This is a genomic window from Pantoea sp. X-Soil-ISGK-259 (assembly GCF_059730705.1).
In genome coordinates, this window is sequence record NZ_AP035986.1 from 888,252 (window position 1) to 907,720 (window position 19,469).

The 19,469-nt window shown below is 57.4% G+C and carries 18 protein-coding genes; 11 read left to right on the forward strand and 7 right to left on the reverse strand.

Annotated features, from left to right (window positions below):
* Positions 1 to 238: 238 nt before the first annotated feature.
* Positions 239 to 457 (forward strand): hypothetical protein, encoded by a 219-nt coding sequence (locus tag AC6I77_RS03990; protein ID WP_008924853.1) that lies wholly within the window; start codon positions 239 to 241, stop codon positions 455 to 457.
* A gap of 192 nt (positions 458 to 649) precedes the next feature.
* On the opposite strand, the gene AC6I77_RS03995 is transcribed toward AC6I77_RS03990, so the two are convergent.
* Positions 650 to 2,038 carry an amidohydrolase family protein gene (locus AC6I77_RS03995; protein ID WP_105099453.1) on the reverse strand — a complete coding sequence of 463 codons (1,389 nt, stop codon included), beginning with the start codon at positions 2,036 to 2,038 and terminating at the stop codon, positions 650 to 652.
* Positions 2,039 to 2,128: 90 nt separating this feature from the next.
* Positions 2,129 to 2,989, reverse strand: coding sequence for a LysR family transcriptional regulator (locus tag AC6I77_RS04000; protein ID WP_003850092.1), 861 nt, complete (start codon positions 2,987 to 2,989; stop codon positions 2,129 to 2,131).
* An 87-nt stretch (positions 2,990 to 3,076) separates the two neighbouring features.
* Here AC6I77_RS04000 and AC6I77_RS04005 point away from each other — a divergent pair, with 87 nt between their 5' ends.
* The 6 genes from AC6I77_RS04005 (at position 3,077) to yniD (ending at position 8,781) form a co-directional block, all read left to right on the forward strand.
* Positions 3,077 to 4,249, forward strand: coding sequence for a cyanate transporter (locus tag AC6I77_RS04005; protein WP_008924855.1), 1,173 nt, complete (start codon positions 3,077 to 3,079; stop codon positions 4,247 to 4,249).
* 206 nt (positions 4,250 to 4,455) lie between these two features.
* Positions 4,456 to 6,111 (forward strand): L-lactate permease, encoded by a 1,656-nt coding sequence (lldP, locus tag AC6I77_RS04010; RefSeq protein ID WP_140033656.1) that lies wholly within the window; start codon positions 4,456 to 4,458, stop codon positions 6,109 to 6,111.
* Positions 6,108 to 6,881, forward strand: a complete 774-nt coding sequence (gene lldR, locus AC6I77_RS04015) for a transcriptional regulator LldR (RefSeq protein WP_003850087.1) — start codon at positions 6,108 to 6,110, stop codon at positions 6,879 to 6,881. The genes lldP and lldR overlap by 4 nt, the downstream gene beginning before the upstream one ends.
* The gene (gene lldD, locus AC6I77_RS04020; RefSeq protein WP_497816728.1) at positions 6,881 to 8,068 is read left to right on the forward strand and encodes an FMN-dependent L-lactate dehydrogenase LldD; all 1,188 of its coding nucleotides are present in this window, start codon (positions 6,881 to 6,883) and stop codon (positions 8,066 to 8,068) included. Before lldR ends, lldD begins: the two co-directional genes overlap by 1 nt.
* 57 nt (positions 8,069 to 8,125) lie before the next feature.
* Positions 8,126 to 8,554, forward strand: a complete 429-nt coding sequence (locus AC6I77_RS04025) for an OsmC family protein (RefSeq protein ID WP_003850085.1) — start codon at positions 8,126 to 8,128, stop codon at positions 8,552 to 8,554.
* A gap of 119 nt (positions 8,555 to 8,673) precedes the next feature.
* Positions 8,674 to 8,781 carry a small membrane protein YniD gene (gene yniD, locus AC6I77_RS04030; protein WP_085980552.1) on the forward strand — a complete coding sequence of 36 codons (108 nt, stop codon included), beginning with the start codon at positions 8,674 to 8,676 and terminating at the stop codon, positions 8,779 to 8,781.
* Positions 8,782 to 8,896: 115 nt separating this feature from the next.
* On the opposite strand, the gene AC6I77_RS04035 is transcribed toward yniD, so the two are convergent.
* The 3 genes from AC6I77_RS04035 to AC6I77_RS04045 all read right to left on the reverse strand — a co-directional run bounded on the left by AC6I77_RS04035 (position 8,897) and on the right by AC6I77_RS04045 (position 10,221).
* A complete protein-coding gene (locus AC6I77_RS04035; RefSeq protein ID WP_008924857.1) occupies positions 8,897 to 9,130 on the reverse strand; it encodes a hypothetical protein in 234 nt (77 codons plus the stop codon).
* Between the two features lie 99 nt (positions 9,131 to 9,229).
* Complete coding sequence (locus AC6I77_RS04040; protein ID WP_003850083.1) at positions 9,230 to 9,400, reverse strand: hypothetical protein; 171 nt, start codon at positions 9,398 to 9,400, stop codon at positions 9,230 to 9,232.
* A gap of 170 nt (positions 9,401 to 9,570) precedes the next feature.
* Positions 9,571 to 10,221: a CPBP family intramembrane glutamic endopeptidase gene (locus AC6I77_RS04045; RefSeq protein ID WP_003850082.1), complete on the reverse strand. Its 651-nt coding sequence runs from the start codon at positions 10,219 to 10,221 to the stop codon at positions 9,571 to 9,573.
* Between the two features lie 213 nt (positions 10,222 to 10,434).
* Between AC6I77_RS04045 and AC6I77_RS04050 the strand changes: the two genes are divergently transcribed.
* The 3 genes from AC6I77_RS04050 (at position 10,435) to AC6I77_RS04060 (ending at position 14,088) form a co-directional block, all read left to right on the forward strand.
* Positions 10,435 to 13,038 (forward strand): bifunctional diguanylate cyclase/phosphodiesterase, encoded by a 2,604-nt coding sequence (locus tag AC6I77_RS04050; protein WP_140916026.1) that lies wholly within the window; start codon positions 10,435 to 10,437, stop codon positions 13,036 to 13,038.
* Between the two features lie 277 nt (positions 13,039 to 13,315).
* The gene (locus AC6I77_RS04055) at positions 13,316 to 13,612 is read left to right on the forward strand and encodes an I78 family peptidase inhibitor (protein WP_003850080.1); all 297 of its coding nucleotides are present in this window, start codon (positions 13,316 to 13,318) and stop codon (positions 13,610 to 13,612) included.
* Between the two features lie 158 nt (positions 13,613 to 13,770).
* On the forward strand, positions 13,771 to 14,088 hold the full coding sequence (locus AC6I77_RS04060) for a hypothetical protein (protein ID WP_003850079.1): 318 nt from the start codon (positions 13,771 to 13,773) through the stop codon (positions 14,086 to 14,088).
* A gap of 13 nt (positions 14,089 to 14,101) precedes the next feature.
* Here AC6I77_RS04060 and AC6I77_RS04065 read toward each other — a convergent pair whose 3' ends face one another.
* Entirely contained in the window at positions 14,102 to 14,353 is a 252-nt protein-coding gene (locus AC6I77_RS04065; RefSeq protein ID WP_003850078.1) for a biofilm development regulator YmgB/AriR family protein, read from the reverse strand.
* Positions 14,354 to 14,787: 434 nt separating this feature from the next.
* Between AC6I77_RS04065 and AC6I77_RS04070 the strand changes: the two genes are divergently transcribed.
* Complete coding sequence (locus tag AC6I77_RS04070; protein ID WP_008924859.1) at positions 14,788 to 16,059, forward strand: multidrug efflux MFS transporter; 1,272 nt, start codon at positions 14,788 to 14,790, stop codon at positions 16,057 to 16,059.
* On the opposite strand, the gene AC6I77_RS04075 is transcribed toward AC6I77_RS04070, so the two are convergent.
* Positions 15,944 to 19,078: a beta-galactosidase gene (locus tag AC6I77_RS04075; protein ID WP_187512794.1), complete on the reverse strand. Its 3,135-nt coding sequence runs from the start codon at positions 19,076 to 19,078 to the stop codon at positions 15,944 to 15,946. The genes AC6I77_RS04070 and AC6I77_RS04075 overlap by 116 nt on opposite strands.
* Between the last annotated feature and the right edge of the window lie 391 nt (positions 19,079 to 19,469).

The window sequence follows — 19,469 nt, forward strand, 5'->3', positions numbered from 1 at the left end:
CTAAATGTAAAGCTTTTCATTTCAAAGTGATAATTTACCAGGACCATGCATTGCTATATAAGCCTTCGTTTTTAAATATTTATTTCATTGTTAATCAGATGATTCCTTAATAATCACTCCAGTAATAGAATTAATCATTAAAAAATATCGCTCTCCATGCCGATAAAAATCCTGAGCTAATTGCTTTATATTTAGCGCGCCATATTCCTGGTACAACGACCGGTAGAGGGTATTTGCATTGAGTAAACGCATCCAGGGACCACATGAAAATGTGCTTAAAATAGTAGGCCGCGCCGTACTGACACTGCATATTCATGGAGAGGGCTTATCGGCTGATAAGATCGCTTCGATGATTGCGTGTTATGCGGAAGATGAGCCCTGTGATCAGGAAGATCGTCGCTTATACGCGCTGGCAATGGAACTAATGTCGAATAATCAATGGGCCAAAAGCGCGTAACCCGCACTTCGCTCAGGTAAATGCAGAGCCTCCCTTGTGGAGGCTCTGTTGTTTTTGGGGGAGGGCTGGCTCGCGGCCGATTGAGTCTGGCTCAGTGAAACGGGTGGTGGCCTGCTATGCTTTGCTTCAGGCGCAGGCTCCCATCACTTCACGTCAGTTGGTCGTCTGTTAACCCAATGCGGTTTTGCTGTGTCAGGCTGAGGCCAGTGCAAAGACCGGTTTACCGCGCGAGAAGGTCGCGACCACCGGCGAAATTCGGGCTACGGCTTCGGCGGAACAGCTCGCCGCCACCAGCATCATACTCGCGTCATCGCCCGTCACGGGCCACTGGCGTTGACCCTGAGCAGAGAGTGGCAGCCGGTCGCCTGTGGCAATCGCCAGCGCCCGCGACAGCGAGAATTCATCCGAGCCGCGATAGAGTTGTGCGTAAAGATTCGCTTTTTCCAGCATGCTGCCCGTGCCAAAGGGTGACCAGTGATCGATGACGCTGTCTGTGCCGGTCATCACTTTCACACCCGCTTTCTGTAGCTGTGGAACTGGCATGGTGAGCTTGCCGATCGGCAGCGTTGAGGCGACGCTGAACTGCTGCTCCGCCAGCCCTTCGATCATCCTGTCCAGCGCACTGCCGGTCAGGGTCGCCAGCGCGAAACCGTGGCTCAGCGTCACTTTGCCTTTTAGCACCGGATTCTTCGCCACGGTGTCAATCATGTACTGAATCGCCGCCACGCCAGCAGGGGAGGTTTCATGCAGATGAATATCCACGCCGCGCTGGTAGTCGAGCGCAATCTGGAACATCGCATCCAATGACCTCTCCATCTCACCATCAACATTGGTGGGATCCAGCCCGCCGACATACTCTACGCCGTGCTGCATTGCTTCGCGCATCAGCCCGTCAACCCTGGAGTGCAGCAGGCCGTGCTGCGGGAAAGCAACGATCTCGCAGGGAAAATCGGGGTGCCGGGCTAATGCTGCCTGCAGATGTTCCAGGCTCCTAAGGCCGCTGACCGGATCGATGTTGCAGTGGCTGCGGGCGCGAGTGGTGCCTTTGGCGTGCAACAGAGCGATCAAGGCTTCAGCGCGAGCCTCGGAGTGCGGCAGCAGTTGCGGAATCAGGACTTGTTCGCGCGCAATCATATCCATGATGGTTTTGCCCTGACGGGGACGCGGAGCCTGCCACGGGCCGCCGTAGAAGGTTTTATCCAGGTGAATGTGCATATCCTGCGTGGCGGGCAGCAGCAGGGCATCCTGTGCGTCCCAGGACGGCAGCGTGCTGTCGCCCTGGCCTGCGGGCACCAGCTGGTCAATTTTACCGTCGCGTACGCTGATGTCATAACGTCCGGTCCGGGTCGCGACGATTTCGTCATCCTCGCGAATAAACCCTTCTTCCAGCCTCACATTGCGCAGCAGGTAATGATCCTGCTGTGGCAGGGCGGCGGGCTGGTCGGGATTGATAGCGGGTGAAGGTGAGGACGTGGCGGCACTGGCCTGCCCGAGACCGGCGGCCAGTAAGCCGCCTGCGGCGGTCCAGCGAACACCTTGTCCAAGGAAATCGCGGCGGCTCGGTGAAGAGGAAATAGGCATCAGAGGCTCCTGCAAAGTGAACAAGACATTAATCTGACAAACGACGCTTCACCCTGCTGCGTTATTTTCCACTGACGACTATTCGATATCTCACTGCCAGCGCAGCTGGCCAAAGGCCGCCAGTGACTCTGCCAGTTCGCGCTGCAACGGATCCTGCGGCTGGCGGCAGAACAGTGCCAGTTCAAAGGTATCAATCAACGGCAGTCCCTGCTCAGGACCCAGCACCCGATGTTGCGGCAGGCGGCAGCTGGCGGGCAGTAACGTGAGTCCCAGTCCCTGCGCACTGGCGGCGGCCAGCGCGACCAGGCTGGCGCTGCTGTAGCTAATGCGCCAGCTTCGACCCAGCGCATCCAGCGTCTGGCACACCTCGTCACGATAGAGCCCCTGCTGGGGAAACAGCACCAGCGGCACCGGCGTCTGTTCAAAGCAGGGCCACTCCGCGCTGTCGAGCCACAGCAGGGGTTCGGGACGCGACGCCATCGGACGCTCGCCGTAAGGCTGCTTGATCAGCATGATGTCGAGCTCTTCACGCTGCCAGGCGCGACGCAACTCCACCTGCATGCCACTCATCACATCCAGCCGCAACTGCGGATGGTCGCGGCTGAAGTGCGCCAGCAGGCCGGCAGTGGGTGCAGCGAAATCCTCCGGCACGCCAAGGCGCAACACGCCGTCGCGCCACTGGTCACTCAGCACATCGTGCGCTTCGCCATTCAGAGCAATAATCCGGCGGGCGTAGCCTAAAAGTTTTTCGCCCTCTTCGGTGATCTGCACCTGATGCGAGGTGCGAACCAGCAGTTCCTTTCCTAACATCTCTTCAAGACGCCGCACCTGCTGGCTGACAGTGGATTGCGACAGGTGCACTCTGTCGGCGGCGCGGGTAAAGCTGAAGGTTTCGCACACCGCCACAAAGCTAAGCAACTGCTGCGGGGTAAACATGGGCTGACGATTCATTTTTCCACTACCTGGCAGAGTAATATTTCATTTCCAGATAGTAGCGACTGCTGCCAGGCTGGCAACCTTTAACTGCTTGGATCTCAGATGAAGAGAGAGAACAATCTGCTGCTGGCGGCGCTGGTGCTGGCAGGACTCAATATGCGGCCACTGATGACTTCGGTCAGTCCGTTACTCGGCCAGTTGCGGCAGAGCATTGGTCTGTCGTCACTGGCGGCATCGCTGCTACCTGCGGTGCCGATGATGATGATGGGCGCGATTGCGTTAATCAGCGCCCCGCTGATGCAGCGTTTTGCGGTGCGCAGACTGCTGCTCGGCGGTCTGGTGCTGCTGTTGCTGGCGCTGGTGAGTCGGCTGTTGGTTACTGATGGCCGCTGGCTGGTGCTGACTGCCGTGCCGGGTGGGGCAGGCATTGGCATTGTACAGATGGCGATGCCGGGATTGATCCGTCAGCGTTTTGGCAGCCGGAGCGCCGGCGTGACCGGACTCTGGGCCGCCGCGCTGATGGGTGGCGGCGGAATTGGCGCGGCTATCTCGCCGTGGCTGAGCGCACATTTTGGCTGGCAGGGCGCGCTGAGTAGCTGGGCGCTGCCGGTGGTGCTGGCTATTCTGGTCTGGCTGTTTATCACCACCGCGCCGCCCACAGCCCGGACAGAGGCAGCAGAGATGCCTTCGCTGTGGCGAAAAACCCGTGCCTGGACGCTGGCGCTGAGCTTTGGACTGGTGAACGGAGGATATGCCATCTGTGTTGCCTGGCTGCCTGACTTTTATCATCAGCTCGGCTGGAGCACACAGGCGGGCGGTTCACTGCTTGGTATGATGATCGCCTGTCAGGTCTCGGGTGCGCTGCTGTTGCCGTTGCTGGCTCGGGGCCGCGATCGTCGTCCGCTGTTGCTGTTCACGCTGGCGATGCAGCTCAGCGGCATGCTCGGCTTTCTGCTTGCGCCACAAGGGGCGCCGTGGCTCTGGGCGGGGATTGCGGGCGTCGGACTGGGCGGGGCGTTTCCGCTGGCACTGGTGCTGGCGCTGGATCATCTTGATAAACCCCAGACTGGCGCACGGCTGGTGGCCTTTATGCAGGGCGTCGGCTTTATTATTGCGGGCAGCATGCCGTTTATCGCCGGTCAGCTGCATGCGTTCACCGGCCAGTTCGCCAGCATCTGGATTCTGCAGGCGGCGGTTACGCTGCTGCTGGTCGTCCTGACTCTGCGTTTCCATCCACGCAGCTATCAGCGGGCCTTTCCCGGCGTGAGTAGCTGATTTTGGTCGGACCAATCAAAGCAATAATTTTCTCTGGTTCACACTCCAGAAATATTCGCGCAACTTCTATTGCCACGGATTAACAATACATTAACTATCTCTTGCCACAAGCCCCGATAAAGCATTTTGGTCTGACCAATTCGGGGCGCAGGGCATGCAGCGCTGCGGCTACATGCTTCGTCACCTCTTCCTCTGGAGATACTGGCATGCAGATCTGGCAACAAAACTACGATCCGCTGGGTAATATCTGGCTCTCAAGCCTTGTTGCTCTGATCCCGATTCTCTTTTTCTTCTTTGCGCTGATTAAGCTGAAGATGAAAGGCTATCTGGCGGCTACCACTACAGTGGTGCTGGCGCTGTTGGTGGCGTTGTTTCTCTATCAGATGCCGGTTGCACAGGCGCTGGCTGCCGTGGGTTATGGCTTTCTCTATGGATTGTGGCCGATTGCCTGGATTATTGTCGCGGCGGTATTTGTCTACAAGATCTCAGTCAAAACCGGTCAGTTCGATATTATCCGCGCCTCTATCCTCTCGATTACGCCCGATCAGCGTCTGCAGATGCTGATTGTCGGCTTCTCATTCGGGGCTTTCCTGGAGGGTGCTGCAGGCTTTGGTGCGCCAGTGGCGATTACTGCCGCGCTGCTGGTGGGACTCGGCTTTAATCCACTCTACGCCGCCGGCCTCTGCCTGATTGTAAACACCGCGCCGGTCGCCTTTGGTGCGATGGGCATTCCGATTATCGTGGCGGGCCAGGTGACCGGGCTGGACAGTTTTGCCATCGGTCAGATGGCTGGACGCCAGCTGCCGCTGCTGACCCTGATTGTGCTGTTCTGGATCATGGCGATCATGGATGGCTGGCGAGGCGTGAAAGAGACCTGGCCAGCGGTGGTTGTCGCGGGCGGATCCTTTGCCATTGCCCAGTTCCTCAGCTCCAACTTCCTGGGGCCTGAACTGCCCGATATTATCTCGTCACTCGCCTCGCTGGTTTCGCTGACGCTATTCCTGCGGGTCTGGAAACCGGTGCGTATCTTTCGGTTTGCCGATGCAGAGGCGAAGCAGGGCGATCCGCTGCTGCCTCCGCAGAAGTATCGGCTGGGCCAGGTGATCCGTGCCTGGATGCCGTTCCTGTTTCTTACTGCCACCGTCACGCTCTGGAGCCTTCCGCCGTTTAAAGCGCTGTTTGCCAAAGGCGGTGCGCTCTATGACTGGGTGCTGGCTGTGCCGGTTCCGATGCTGAATGAGCTGGTGGCGCGGATGCCACCGGTCGTCAGCAGTGCGACGCCTTATCCGGCAATCTATAAACTGGATCTGGTTTCCGCCACGGGTACCGCCATTTTAATCGCAGCCATCATCGCTATGCTGTTCCTGCGCATGAAACCAAAGGCGGCGTTGCAGACCTTTGGTGAAACGCTGAAAGAGCTGGCGTTGCCAATCTACTCCATCGGAATGGTGCTGGCGTTTGCGTTTATCTCCAACTATTCCGGCCTCTCTGCGACGCTGGCACTGGCGCTGGCACACACCGGCCACGCATTTACCTTCTTCTCGCCGTTCCTCGGCTGGCTGGGTGTCTTCCTGACCGGATCAGATACCTCATCGAATGCACTGTTTGCCGCGTTACAGGCCACCACTGCCCAGCAGATTGGCGTCTCCGATATTTTGCTGGTGGCGGCGAATACCACCGGCGGCGTGACCGGTAAGATGATCTCGCCGCAGTCGATCGCCATCGCCTGTGCAGCGGTCGGGCTGGTGGGGAAAGAGTCCGACCTGTTCCGGTTTACCGTTAAACACAGCCTGATTTTCACCTGTATGGTCGGTGTGATTACCACACTTCAGGCCTATGTCTTCCCGTGGATGATCCCATGAACAGCCATGTCGATCCGCTGGTGATGCGCCTCCGGGCGTATATCACCGAACATCAGCTTGAACCGGGTATGCGACTGCCCGCCGAACGTCAGCTCTCTGCGGAGCTTGGCGTCTCCCGCTCCTCGCTGCGGGAAGCGATACAGCAGTTGATCAGCAGCGGAATGCTGATCAGCCGACGTGGGGGCGGCACCTGGCTCCGTCAGCAGCTGGCACCCTGGTCGGAGCAACGCATCGTCGAGCCGATTCGTCAGTTACTGCGCGACGATCCCGACTACCGTTACGACATTCTGGAGGCGCGCCATGCCATCGAGGCCAGCACCGCCTGGCATGCCGCACTGCGCGCCACCGACAGCGACAAAGAGAAACTGCAGTTCGCTTTCGACGCCACCCTGAAACTCAAGGAGAGTGACGATCCCGATCTCGCCGCGCAGGCGGATGTGCGCTTCCACCTGGCGATTGCCGAGGCGTCGCACAATGTGGTGCTGCTGCAGACCATGCGTGGTTTTTTTGAGCTGCTGCAGTCATCGGTGATGCAGACCCGTCAGCGCATGTACACCCAGCCTGCGATTTTCGGCCGCCTGACGGAACAGCATCAGGCGCTGCTTGATGCAATCCTTGCGGGCGACGCCGAAGCGGCCCGTCAGTCGGCGATGCACCATCTGGGTTTTGTGCACACCACCATGAAAAGCCTGCATGAAGATGAAGCGCGTCAGGCGCGCATCACCCGTTTACCGGATAACGACATACGCAACCCTAAGGAATCTGACTGATGATTATCTCAGCTGCCAGTGACTATCGCGCCGCCGCGCAACGTATCCTGCCGCCGTTCCTGTTTCACTATCTTGATGGCGGTGCCTACGCCGAGCACACCCTGCGACGTAACGTGGAGGACCTGTCTGACGTGGCGTTGCGTCAGCGCATCCTGAAGAACATGTCGGAACTGAGCCTTGAGACAACATTATTTAATGAAACATTGTCGATGCCGGTTGCGCTCGCACCGGTCGGTCTGTGCGGCATGTATGCCCGTCGGGGCGAAGTACAGGCCGCGCGCGCCGGCGCTCTGAAAGGCATTCCGTTTACGCTGTCGACGGTCTCGGTTTGCCCGATTGAAGAGGTGGCCCCGCAGATCAACCGCCCAATGTGGTTCCAGCTCTATGTGCTGCGTGATCGCGGGTTTATGCGCAATGCGCTGGAACGCGCCAAAGCCGCCGGTTGCTCAACGCTGGTGTTTACCGTGGATATGCCGACGCCGGGTGCACGCTATCGCGATGCGCACTCCGGGATGAGCGGTAATCATGCGGCGCTGCGTCGATACTGGCAGGCGGTTACTCATCCACAATGGGCACTGGATGTGGGCCTGCAGGGGCGTCCACACGATCTGGGGAATATCTCCGCCTATCTGGGTAAGCCGACCGGGCTGGAAGATTATATCGGCTGGCTGGCGAACAACTTTGATCCCTCGATCAGCTGGAAAGATCTGGAGTGGATCCGCGAGTTCTGGGACGGACCGATGGTGATCAAAGGTATTCTCGATCCGGAAGATGCGCGGGATGCGGTGCGCTTTGGCGCAGACGGCATCGTGGTCTCGAATCATGGCGGACGTCAGCTGGATGGTGTGCTCTCTTCGGCGCGGGCGCTGCCCGCGATTGCCGATGCCGTCAAAGGTGACATCACGATTCTGGCGGACAGTGGCATTCGTAACGGGCTGGATGTGGTGAGAATGATCGCGCTGGGCGCAGACAGCGTGCTGCTGGGAAGGGCCTTTATTTATGCGCTGGCGACCCACGGTCAGCGCGGTGTTGAAAACCTGCTGAACCTGATTGAGAAGGAGATGCGCGTTGCCATGACACTGACCGGCGCAAAATCCATTAGTGAAATCACCCGCGATTCACTGGTCCAGGCGGAGGCGTTGCTGGCCCCAGCAAGCACAACGCCACGTCCGCGTGCGGTGAATTAGCCTGCGAAAATGAATGTATTGTCTATACTTAGCTTCTTTACCAACAGGAGGAATGACATGACCATTCACAAGAAAGGTTCGGCGCACTGGGAAGGCGATATCAAAGGTAAAGGCACCGTCAGCACCGAGAGCGGCGTGCTGAGCCAGCAACCTTATGGCTTTAATACCCGTTTTGAAGGCGGTAAAGGCACCAACCCGGAAGAACTGATTGGTGCAGCGCATGCAGCCTGTTTCTCTATGGCGCTGTCGCTGATGCTGGGTAACGCGGGTCATCCGCCGGAAAGCATTGATACCACGGCCGACGTGTCGCTGGACAAAAAAGGCGACGGCTTTGCCATCACCAAAGTGGCGCTGACCAGCACCATCTCTCTGCCAGGCATTGATGCGTCAACTTTCGACGAGATTATCAATAAAGCCAAAGCAGGCTGCCCGGTTTCTCAGGTTCTGAATGCGGAAATTACGCTGGATTACACCCTGAACAACTGATGCCGGCGACGGGTCGCCTTTTGGTGGCCCGGACGTTATGCTATCCCCTCGGTCCTGTTACTGACCGAAACTGATGCGCCTTCTGGCGCATCTTCGCTTTCTGATGAGAGGAAACCGAGGTGACAAGATACCGGGCGGCCAAAAAGTACTGGAAGATGGTGCTGGTTCTTTTATGCATTTGCGGTGGTCTGCTGTTGATTCGCTGGGCCGCCATGATCTGGGCATGAGTCGATGAAGGGGACCGGGCGTCACACGCCGTGCAACGTTTTGATGGTGATGATTGCGCTGGAAGGGGAGCTCTGCCGGCTCACAGCCTCATGTCTGCCGGGATAATCGTGTTATTCAGACAAAGGCATCTTCACGCCGTTGTTTAGCCCGCACGTCACTGCGCGCAATGCGATACGCTTTGCGGGGATCGCCCACCACAAATTCAAAGGTTGGCGTGTAGTAAAATGGCAACCAGCCGCCATAGCTGCTCTCCCACTCCCATCGGACGGGGCAGGGCCACAGAATGCCATCATACAAAAGATAGTATACCCAGCGTCCACCAGGACGACGGGGGCGTGATGTTTTCATGGGATTCACTACGGTAATGGTTAACAACAGCTTATATTTTGTACGCTAAAGCGCCAGCTTGCAATGTTACAGCGCCGCTTTATTGAACCTGGTCCTGAATTAGCGATGGACCTCTCCGCAAAGCAGGACCACATTCGGCCTGACTTTATGAATGCGGTTCGCCATCGTTTCGCAGTCGACCTTTGTCGGATAGATGCGCTCCGAGACCGGCAGCGCTTCGCAGGCATCGTAGCCGCACGCGCTCACTAACAACACAAATCCTATCAACATAGTTCCTCTCCTTTGCACGGTCTGGTGGTACGGACTGCGGTGCTTTTTATCCCTTTTTAACATCCAGTATAGACAAACGTGACGGTGCGGCATTGTCAGTGTGAGCTATGGTCCGTCCGCAGGGTCATGCCGGCGTCTGTCAGCGTGTAAGAAGAGGATTGATGCCTGCATTAACCCGCGAAATACCAGGCGGGCAGCAGCGCAATCAGGTTATTCAGGGTGTGGAGGAAGATGGGCAGCGCCAGACTGTTGCTCCGCAGCCGGGCATAGCAGAGCAGCAGTGAAAACAGCGTCAGGGCGATAAGCGTCTGCCAGTGCACATACTGCGTATGCATTACCGCAAACAGCAGCGAGGTGAGCAGCATACAGGCGAAGCGGCTGCGCGGCGCCCACAGCAGAAAACCCTGTAACAGAAAACCGCGGAACAGCACCTCTTCAAAAACCGGCGCCAGCAACACGGCGGTCAACAGCAGGATAAGCAGCGAATTACGTCCCTGCTGCGCCTGCATCACCAGCCAGCCTTCCGGCTGCATAAATTGCATCTGTGCTGCCATCAGGACAAACAACGCGCCGGTAAAGAGCAGGGTTTGCAGGGTATAAAGTTCACCCAGCGGTAAATCGGTACGGCGCTGGCAGTAGAAGCGATAAAGCGGGTAGATCACAGCAAATTCAAACAGACAGAGCACGGGCACCAGCAGGCCGTCATTACGCAGCACGCCGTAATTAGGGAACAGGGTGATCAGCATGGTAACCAGGTAATAGACCACAAAGCTGCCGACGTAGAACAGCGTCAGGGTCACTCTGTCGGAATTGATGTTCATAGGCGACTCAGCCAGCGAAGGTAAGCGCATAGTAGCAATGCCCCCGATCGCTGTCGAGTCAGCCTGTAACACAATATTTAAGCGCAAAATGTTTACCGCAGACTAAACACCCGAGCGCCCGAGCCGATAACTGAGGAAACTAATCGGGTCAGCACCCTGTGTGGTATTGCCGGCCTTTCATCTCAACCCCTGGTTGTGTAGTGGGCACTCTTAATGACTTTTAATCCTCCGGCGCCACCCGCGTTGCCATTCAGACATGTTGCTGAAGATCGCACTGTCCGCTTTACGCGGCGCAGCCTGCGTGTCCTTTCGCTGCTGCTGTTTGGCGTGCTGGCGCTCTCGATGCTGATGGTGCTGACGATTGCGCAGCGGCAAAACAGCGTATCGGTTGAGCATGACCGGCTGCTGATGCAGCAGGCGTGGAAAAGTCGTCAGGAGGCGATGGTAACGGATATCCGGGATTATGCGTTCTGGGGCGAAGCCTGGCAAAATCTCCATGTCAGTGTGGACAAAGTCTGGGCGTTTGACGAAGAGAACTTTGGTCCAGGCCTGTATGAGGAGTATCACTACGAGGGTGTTTTCGTGGTCGATGGTAAAGGCCACACCCGTTATTCAGTCATTAACGGCAAACTGGTGGATACGCCGCTGGAGGCCTGGCTGGGCAAAGAGACCTCTGCATTTATTGCGGCGGCACGTCAGCTTAACAACAAAGCGATGCATCGTGATGTGCTGATCAATCATCTGCCCGCCATCGTGGTTGCTGCCCCTATCACCAGTGGCAAAGTGAGGGCGGTGACGCCAGTGGCGGGGCCTCCGTCCATCATGATATTTGTGAGTCTGTTTACGCCTGAAAAATTAAAGGCGCTGGGAACATCGCTGGATGTACGCGAACTGCGCGCGCCAGCCAGTGAGGAGGATGCCCTGCGTGAACCCCGGATGATGTTAACGTTGCCGATGGGCGACCCGATTGTGCTGCGCTGGACCTCAAAGATGCCTGGCATGGGCCTGATCTGGTTTTTGCTGCCACTGCTGATGTTGATGGCGATCATCATCGCCATAATTACCCGTCGCGTCAGTCGCCATGCGCTCTCAAATGCAATTATCTCTGATCGGCGTTTCGCTATGCTGGCGATCAGTCAGCAGGAGCTTGCCAACAGCGAAGCGCGGTTTCGCGATCTCGCTGAGGCGGCGTCAGACTGGATCTGGGAGACGGATGCAGAGGGCCGGCTAATCTATCTGTCAGCGCGCTTTCATACCGTTACCGGCCATGACATTACGCACTGGCTGGGGCGTCACATCGATCATCTGCTGACGCATCCCAGCCATTCGCTGGTTGCCTGGCTGCGACGTCAGGAGGAGGACGGACAGCAGATGCCGCTGCGCTGTCAGTTCATGTCTGCGCACGGCAATCGTCGCATCGGCCAGCTGGTGGCAAAAACCATCTGGCACGACGCGAAACGCATCGGGTTTCGCGGTACGGTATCGGATATCACTCAGGGTATGGAAGCTGAGGCGCGCATTCAGTTCCTGTCGCGTCACGACGTCTTAACCGGCCTGTCGAACCGCATGCAGCTGCTGGAGTTTCTGACGCTACACCTTGCAATAACGGATGGCTCCGCGCCGCTGACGCTGGTCACACTCGATCTTGATCAGTTCCGGCCGATTAACGAAACCTGGGGTCATGCAGCAGGCGACGAGGTGCTGAGCCAGATAGCACAGCGACTGAAGCGCTGTATTGGTCCGCAGGAGCTGGTGGCGCGGCTGAGTGGCGATGAGTTTGTGCTGGTATTACGTGAAGCGAACCGTGAGCGGGTCGATCAGCGTTGTGCTCAGCTGGTGCATGAGGTTCAGCAACCGATCAGCACCGGCCAGCATGTCCACTATCTTACCATCAGCATGGGGATTGCCTGCGCTCCTCAGGATGCCAGCCACCCGGAAGCGCTGCTGGAAATGGCAGATATTGCGCTGAATGAAGCGCGTGACGCGGGACGCAATCAGTGGGTCTGGTATGCCAATGAGATGACCAGTCAGCGGGAAGATAAACGTGAAATGGCGCGGCGGATTGAGAAAGCGCTGAAGAACAATGAGTTTCGCCTGCACTATCAGCCACGCTATCAACTGCTGACGGGGCAGCTGGCGGGCGCTGAGGCCCTGATTCGCTGGCAGATTGCCCCGGATCAATGGATAACGCCCGACCACTTCATTCCACTGGCGGAAGAGAGCGGTCTGATCGCCACCATCAGCGACTGGGTGCTGATGCGCGCCTGTGAGGATGCACTGGGGTGGGGCGGCGAACGCTATGTTTCAGTCAATATATCGCCAATGGAGTTTCGCACCAGCGACCTGGTGCAACGGGTCGCGAATGCGCTCGAGAAAAGTGGCCTGCCGGCAACCCGGCTGGAGCTCGAAATTACTGAGAACGTTACCTTTGAACACCCACAGCATGCGCTGGAAATCATGCAGGGGTTACGTTCGCTGGGTGTCCGGTTGACTGTTGATGATTTCGGCACCGGCTATGCCGCGCTGGGCTACCTGAAAACCTTCCCGTTTAATGGCCTGAAGATCGATCGCTCCTGGATGAAAGATTTCCCCGAGTCGCAGCAGGCACAGTCGGTGGTCGCGGGGATCATTGCGCTGGCTCGCGCCTTTGCCCTGACGATCACAGCAGAAGGCATTGAGACAGAAGCGCAGTTAAACCAGCTAAAACAGCTCTCATGCGAAGAAGGGCAAGGTTACTTCCTTGGCCGGCCAATGCCACTGGCTGCATTCAGAACGCTGCTGGAAAGAACGGCGCAAAATCAGCCTGAGATGGCTTAACGCACTTTGACCGCCAGGGCGGTCATTAGCATTGCGCAGACAACAAAAATAATCAGTTCCATTATGACCTCCACGGGGCTGGGTAAGAAAATTCTTAAGAAAGTGTAGAGATTCACGGGGGCTTTTTTTGGCTGAAAATGCGATTAATCTCAAAAGGACGCCTGCCCAGCAGTTGGCTTAATCCTGCTGTAACAACTTTACCTTTTAAGGGTTCAGGTCTGCCGGCGCGTTTTGCTACTCTTGGGCAAGGTGTTACACGTCCAACAGGAGAATAAACGTGAGATTTTATGGAAAAGGGCTGCTGGTAGTCGGTCTGTTCGCATTAACCGCCTGTCAATCTGCCTCTCAACCCGACACTGCCCGTGTGGCGCAGGATCCCGACGCTGACCGCTGCGGCGCCTCACAGTTTCAACACTATATCGGCAAACCGTTGACCGCACTGCAGGGTCAGCACTTCGAACAGCAGGTGCGTCCGATCCCCTATAATTCAGCCGTCACCATGGACTTTAATCTCAACCGGCTTAATTTCCTGGCCGATAAAAATGGCAATATCAGCTCAGTTTATTGTGGCTAATGGCCAGAATGTCATAGGCTTGTCATAACGGCAGGCGAGGATAGCTGCGCGTTTGAGAAACTTCCTCGTCACACAATAGATAGTGCTCGTCTTGTTTATTCCCGCCCCGGCGGGAATTTTTTTAGCGTCCGCGGACCGGAACAGGAGCGAAGAAGAAGATGAAACGCATAGTGGCATTTCTGCCCACGTTGTTACTCAGCAGCACACTGGCGCATGCGTCCAGTGAAGACGCCTGGAAAAAGAGCCGCGAGGTGATGGTTCAGGCGTGCGTCAACGCCAGCCACCTGAGCAAAGTCAGGGTGCTGGGCGAACCGATCGAATATGACGACAACACAGGTTACAGTGCACTGTTGCTGGAGGGACGCTACCCGCAGCAGCACATGAAAAATAAGCGGGGACGGGAGCTCTGCCTGTTTCAGCGCAGCAGCGGACGTGCCAGCGTCAGCGAAGCGGATAAGTTACGCTGGGTGAAGTAGACGCCGGGTTGATTTACGGCTCCGGCTGCGTGTCGATCAACTGAGCCAGCAAGGTGCGATAACGTTGCAACTGCATCTCGTCGCCCTCTACTTCCAGTTTATCGATCACCCGCGCAATCAGCACTTTACTGGTGGCGGGCTCGCCCGCTTCCATTATTTCACGCAGGATCACCGCCAGCAGATCGGACTCTGGCGGTGTCCGCCAGGCCGGGCTTTTAAAATAGTCACTGATTGCACGGCTGGCGCTATTTGGTTGTACTCTCATTTCCCCACCTCCGCTGAAACACGCCACTGCCCCTTACTGCTGAGTAAGGACGTATCTGTATGAAATAAGCTGGTTTGCCTCAGCGTAGCCGGATGGTCTGCACCGTTTTTTGCGGAGGACGTCGCACCGATAAGAATGATCGCCACACCGCCACGGCTGGCGGTTTTTTAAACATAGAAGCGGGGAGCGGGGTTGTCAGTAACAGAATGACATATTTTTCCATATTGATGAGGGGGCGTTTAAGAAGCGCATTTCAGTGCCGTCTGTCATCCGCGCGCTTCGCACTCTGAATTCCTGCGTCGGTGAAATTTGTGCCGGTAATTGAGCCGAATCAAAGCAGAATCCGTTCTTTCACTCTCTGTGCCATGTTTTGTCGGTCACGCTGAGAATGCGCGCGTTAGACTGAGCCTACCCTCTCTTTATATCGTCTGCTCATGCCACGCACTATTGAACCCTGGAAGATAAACCTGATCTCGGTCTGGTTTGGCTGCTTTTTTACCGGACTGGCGATTAGTCAGATTATCCCGTTTCTGCCGCTCTACCTTGAACAGCTAGGCGTAACCGGTGGCGAATCACTGAGCCTCTGGTCGGGTCTTACCTTCAGTATCACCTTTGTGGTCTCGGCGGCGGTGGCGCCGCTATGGGGCAGCCTGGCCGATCGCAAAGGTCGTAAACTGATGCTGCTGCGTGCGGCTTTTGGCATGGGCGTGGTGATCCTGCTGCAGGCTTTTGTCACGGAGGCCTGGCAGTTGCTGCTGCTGCGTGCCCTGATGGGGCTAACCTCCGGATATATCCCCAACGCCATGGCGCTGGTGGCGGCTCAGGTTCCGCGTGAACGAAGCGGCTGGGCGCTGAGCTGTGTCTCAACCGGTCAGATTGGCGGGGTGATTCTGGGGCCAATGCTGGGCGGGCTGCTGGCCGACTGGGTCGGTTTGCGTACGGTGTTTATTGTCACTGCGGTGCTGTTGATGGTCAGCTTTCTGGTGACGCTGTTCCTGATTAAAGAGACCGGTTATATCCCGGTCAGTAAAAAAGATAAGCTCAGCGGACGCGAGGTTTTCCGCTCGCTGGATAACCCAAAGCTGATGCTCTGCCTCTTTTTTACCACCATGGTGATTCAGATGTGCAACGGGTCGGTGAACCCGATTCTGACGTTGTTTGTGCGTGAACTGGCACCGACTGCGGAGAATATCGCTTTTCTGAGTGGCGTGATTGCCGCGCTGCCAGGCGTCTCAGCGCTGCTGGCGGCACCCCGGCTGGGGCGACTCGGCGATCGCATCGGCACGCAGCGTATCCTGCTGGCGACAATGGTTATCTCGCTGCTGCTGTTTGTTGCGATGTCGTTTGTGACCAGCACGACACAGCTGGGGATATTGCGGTTTCTGCTGGGCTTCGCCGATGGCGCAATGATGCCTGCGGTGCAGACGCTTCTGGTATGTCATTCGCGCGACAACATCACCGGACGAATCTTCGGCTATAACCAGTCGTTTATGTATCTCGGCAATGTCGCAGGCCCGCTACTGGGGGCTGCGGTGTCGGCGGTGGCAGGTTTCCGCTGGGTCTTTTTTGCCACCGCCGTGGTGGTGCTGATTAATGTGCTGTTTCTGAAGCGTTTTTACCGGCGTCCGAAGACCGAGCTGCCCCTGGCTGAGAAATCGTCAGCTCAGCCTGCCAGCGCTGCTGAGTCAGTAAAAACTCAGGACTGACGCTGGGGCTCCAGGAGTCATCGCCGCCAACGCCCATGTGAAACGCATCCAGATGCAGCCAGCAGCCCGTTTCAGGATGCAGCAGGTGGCGGTGTGAAGTCTCCCGTAGCTGCTCCAGACTGAAGCGGCTCAGCGAGAAAGCGAAGTCGCCGCTGACCTGCCAGCTGCCGCTGTCGAGCTGACGCGTACCGCCACGCTGACCATTCTCGCTGGGGAAAACGTAGGGCGTTGATAGCTGATCCAGCGGCAGCTGCCAGCGGGAAAACTGCGCGGCCAGCTGGCGGTCGGGATAGTTTTCATGCGGACCCAGGCCCAGCCAGCTAACCTGCTGCGGGATGTGTGCCAGCTCACAGCGCAAGCCGATGCGTGCGGGCGGTGGCAATCCGCGCGACTGCTCAACCGACAGCTGCAGCTGTAACTCACCCTGCGCGTTGATCACATAACGTTTACGGCTGATGAACGCGAGCTCACCGTTGGCGAGCCAGCCATGCAGCGTCTCAATCTGCACTGCCTGCGACAACGTATTCGCCGTGATCGATACCAGACTGCTGCTCATCTGGTCATAACCCGCCGTTTTCCAGCGTTCAACCCAGGCATCAGGATCAACCCGTTCCGCTTCGCTGGTGCCGATGTCATTGTCCAGCGGCGCGCGGATAAAGCAGTCCTGAAGAGGGGAGAGCAGCGTCGGCTCCTCATTGACAAACCACTGCGTCAGTTCGCCGCTGTGGCGTGAAAAATGCCAGCGTTGCTGCTGATGAGTGACAACAATGTCACTGGCATCATTGTGCAGCACAGGTGCTTCGGCAGCCTCTGGCTGTAATGGCATCGCCAGCGCCGAGGGCAGCGCCCACTGGTGCCAGGCGACGCGCCAGCCAGCAACGCTCCAGGGTGTGGCGTTGATCTGATGAATCGCGACGTTCAGCCAGCATTCGCCGTATAACGCGGGCGGTGTAGGCAGCGTGATCCGCTGCTGACTCTGCGCGGTGATATCCAGCACTATTTCGCCTTCTGTCACCACCTCTCCTTCCTGCTCAATGGACCAGCGCAGCACTTCATTATCACTGTGGCGGAACAGATAGTCGCTGCTGATCGTAACGCTCAGCGGATCGCGGGGATCAACGGTAAACTGATAAAACTGCTGGGCGCGCTGCGCTTCATAAAGCGCTGGATGTGGCGTGCGATCGGCAAACACCAGCCCGTTCATACAGAACTGACGATCGTTAGGCTTATCGCCAAAATCACCGCCGTAAGCCTGCCAGGAGTTGCCCTGTTCATCATGGCGGGTCAGGCTTTGATCCACCCAGTCCCAGACGAAGCCGCCCTGCAGTCGCGGGAACTGACGGAAGGCCTCCCAGTACTTCGCAAAACCGCCGAAACTGTTGCCCATGGCATGCGCGTATTCACACAGGATCAACGGACGCGTTTCGCCCGGCAGACCGATCCACTTCTTAAGCGACCATTTCGGCACTGCCGGGAACGGCTGATCTTCATCAACCCTGGCATACATCGGGCAGATAATATCGGTTGCGGCGGTATCTGCACCGCCGCCTTCATACTGCACCGGACGGGTTGGATCGCTGCTTTTCACCCAGCGGTAGAGCGCGTCATGGGTGGCGCCATGTCCTGACTCGTTGCCCAGCGACCAGATGATAATGCTGCAGTGATTACGATCGCGCTGCACCATGCGCGTGACACGTTCGCTGTAGGCCGCGAACCAGCGGGGATCATCGGAGAGCCGGTTCATCGGCTGCATGCCGTGGGTTTCGATATTGGCCTCATCCACGACATAAAGCCCGTACTGGTCACACAACCGGTACCAGAGCGGATGATTAGGGTAGTGCGAACAGCGGACCGCATTGAAATTGTGCTGCTTCATCAGCTCGATGTCGCGGCGCATCGTCGCCTCATCCACTACCTGACCGTGCTCCGGATGGTGCTCGTGACGGTTGGTGCCCCGGATCAGCAGCGGTTTGCCGTTCAGGCAGAGCAGGCCGTTGTCGATGGTGACCTGACGGAAGCCAACATCGTAAGCTTCCACTTCGACCAGCTGCTGATCGCCATCCAGCAGCGCCAGCGTCGCACGATAGAGGTGGGGCGTTTCGGCGCTCCACAGCGCGGGCTGTTCAACCGGCAGGCTGATCAGGGCGCGTTCAGGATAGTGACCCCGTTCGTCAATGATCGCGCTGCCCAGCGGCTGCTGACACTGCGCAACCTGCTGTTTACCCTGCCACAGCGTCAGGCGCAGCTGATAGCGCGAGGTGGCGTCCGGCGGTAAGGCGACGCGGACCTGGGCGCGTAGCTCGGCACGGGTAAACTCCGGGCTGAGCCGGGTTTCCAGCTGAACGTCGGCCAGATGCACCTGCGGTTTATGCAGTAATGTGACATCGCGGAAAATGCCGCTCATCCGCCACATATCCTGATCTTCCAGATAGCTGCCGTCGCTCCAGCGCAGCACCATCACCGCCAGCCGGTTTTTACCCGGTCGCAGATGAGGACTCAGGTCAAATTCGGCGGGCAGGCGGCTGTCCTGAGAGTAGCCAATCCAGCGCCCATTGCACCACAGGTGAAAAGCCGAATTTACGCCGTCAAAAATGATGCGTGTCTGTCCCGAATCGAGCCAGGCTGTGTCAGTCGTGAATGTGAGCGAGTAACATCCGGTGGGATTCCCGGCGGGAACCAGCGGAGGATTAACGGGAATCGGATATTGTACGTTGGTGTAAATGGGCGCATCGAAGCCGTGCATCTGCCAGTTAGCCGGGACCGGAATCGTGCTGGCATCCGGCAGATCCTGCAATAACCAGCTGGCAGGCACCGCTTCAGGCTGAGCAAAGTAACTAAATCCCCACTCTCCGTTGAGACATTGCCGTGACGCCGAAGGATGATCATCGCGCGCCGCCGCTTCATCGCGCCAGCTGGCGAATGGCGGATGGGCATCCAGACGATGCAGCGAGGTCACGACCGGGTTCTCCCAGTCGCGCCGGGAGAGGATGTCACTGAAAGTAGCCAGAGAGAGAGTCATGATTTTATCCTGTAAATGTAATGCGCTCACAATGCGCAAAATTCGTCAGTCTGTAAAGTGTTCACCCTCCCGATTTACACAAATAGTCCTGTTAACAAACTCACCGGGATGTTGAGAATACGACGACATACTGGCGGTAAAACGTTAAGTCTGGTCAGCAAAGATGAATAGCCGCCTGAAGCAGAGGAATCTCACTTGTCGCCATGCCAGCGGCTTCATACACTCCGCCCGATTTTTTCACTCTGAGGTAGATAGGGTACGAATCATTAAGCTGGTGGCTGTTGTGGGATTAGTGACTGCATTAAGTGGATGTATTTTCCCGCCTCCCGGCGGCGGTTGGGGCGGACACGGTGGCGGGCCGGGTCACGGATTCGTAAATCCTCGTTAAGCT

Coding starts and splice junctions, on each gene's coding strand:
- AC6I77_RS03995 (WP_105099453.1), bottom strand. CDS start 2,038: ATGCCTATTTCCTCTTCACCGAGCCGCCGCGATTTCCTTGGACAAGGT.
- AC6I77_RS04000 (WP_003850092.1), bottom strand. CDS start 2,989: ATGAATCGTCAGCCCATGTTTACCCCGCAGCAGTTGCTTAGCTTTGTG.
- AC6I77_RS04005 (WP_008924855.1), top strand. CDS start 3,077: ATGAAGAGAGAGAACAATCTGCTGCTGGCGGCGCTGGTGCTGGCAGGA.
- lldP (WP_140033656.1), top strand. CDS start 4,456: ATGCAGATCTGGCAACAAAACTACGATCCGCTGGGTAATATCTGGCTC.
- lldR (WP_003850087.1), top strand. CDS start 6,108: ATGAACAGCCATGTCGATCCGCTGGTGATGCGCCTCCGGGCGTATATC.
- lldD (WP_497816728.1), top strand. CDS start 6,881: ATGATTATCTCAGCTGCCAGTGACTATCGCGCCGCCGCGCAACGTATC.
- AC6I77_RS04025 (WP_003850085.1), top strand. CDS start 8,126: ATGACCATTCACAAGAAAGGTTCGGCGCACTGGGAAGGCGATATCAAA.
- AC6I77_RS04035 (WP_008924857.1), bottom strand. CDS start 9,130: ATGAAAACATCACGCCCCCGTCGTCCTGGTGGACGCTGGGTATACTAT.
- AC6I77_RS04040 (WP_003850083.1), bottom strand. CDS start 9,400: ATGTTGATAGGATTTGTGTTGTTAGTGAGCGCGTGCGGCTACGATGCC.
- AC6I77_RS04045 (WP_003850082.1), bottom strand. CDS start 10,221: ATGAACATCAATTCCGACAGAGTGACCCTGACGCTGTTCTACGTCGGC.
- AC6I77_RS04050 (WP_140916026.1), top strand. CDS start 10,435: ATGACTTTTAATCCTCCGGCGCCACCCGCGTTGCCATTCAGACATGTT.
- AC6I77_RS04060 (WP_003850079.1), top strand. CDS start 13,771: ATGAAACGCATAGTGGCATTTCTGCCCACGTTGTTACTCAGCAGCACA.
- AC6I77_RS04065 (WP_003850078.1), bottom strand. CDS start 14,353: ATGAGAGTACAACCAAATAGCGCCAGCCGTGCAATCAGTGACTATTTT.
- AC6I77_RS04070 (WP_008924859.1), top strand. CDS start 14,788: ATGCCACGCACTATTGAACCCTGGAAGATAAACCTGATCTCGGTCTGG.
- AC6I77_RS04075 (WP_187512794.1), bottom strand. CDS start 19,078: ATGACTCTCTCTCTGGCTACTTTCAGTGACATCCTCTCCCGGCGCGAC.